We start from the raw sequence: 872 nt of genomic DNA, 5'->3' as shown, positions 1-872 counted from the left end.
AGAGTTGTCCCGTAACTGCTGGTGGTGTGGCACGTTGGTGGTGATGTGGGTGGTGTGATCACGGTGTCGGAGCGGTCCTGGATAGCCCCGTTCACGGGGCTGAGCCCGCGGCAGTTCGGCAGGCTGGTGGCCGCGCTGCGGCGGGAGGGTGCGGACCCGGTACGCAGGGGCCGGCCCTGGAGTCTGCCGCTGGAGGACCGGGTGCTGCTGGTCGCCGCATACTGGCGGACCAACCTGACACTGCGGCAGCTTGCCCCGCTGTTCGGCGTCTCGAAGTCGGCCGCCGACCGCATCATCGGCCACCTCGCACCCGCGCTCGCGTTGCAGCCCCGCAAGCGGTTCCGCAAGCAGACCGTACTGATCGTGGACGGCACTCTGGTGCCCACGCGGGACCACACGGTCGCCGAGCGGTCGAAGAACTACCGGTATTCCACCAACCACCAGGTCATCATCGACGCGGACAACCGCCTCGTCGTCGCGGCCGGCCGGCCCGTCACGGGCAACCGCAACGACTGCAAAGCCTGGGAGCTGTCCGGCGCAAAGGCGGCCGTCGGCAGGGCGACGGTGATCGCGGACGGCGGCTACCGCGGCACCGGCCTGATCATCCCGCACCGCCGCGAACGCGGCCAGCCCGAGCTCCCTGCCTGGAAAGAGGAACACAACGCCTCTCACCGCAAGGTCCGAGCCCGCATCGAGCACGTCTTCGCCCGCATGAAGACCTGGAAGATCCTCCGCGACTGCCGCCTCAAAGGCGACGGCGTCCACCACGCCATACTCGGCATCGCCCGACTCCACAACCTCACCCTGACCGGATGACAGAGGAAACGAACCGGCCAACCTGCATCTCCTGAACCAATAACGGGACAGCCCTT

1 protein-coding gene is annotated in these 872 nt (G+C 68.0%); it reads left to right on the top strand.

The genetic code is table 11. From position 1 onward, the window contains the following. The first annotated feature begins 45 nt into the window (after positions 1–45). On the top strand, positions 46–816 hold the full coding sequence (locus NQU55_RS36190; RefSeq protein ID WP_168097126.1) for a transposase: 771 nt from the start codon (positions 46–48) through the stop codon (positions 814–816). The last annotated feature ends 56 nt before the right edge of the window (positions 817–872 follow it).

Origin of the sequence: Streptomyces telluris (genome assembly GCF_024519335.1) — a bacterium.
In the GTDB taxonomy this organism is placed as follows: Bacteria; Actinomycetota; Actinomycetes; order Streptomycetales; family Streptomycetaceae; genus Streptomyces; species Streptomyces telluris.
This window is presented reverse-complemented; position numbering and strand designations above follow the sequence as displayed.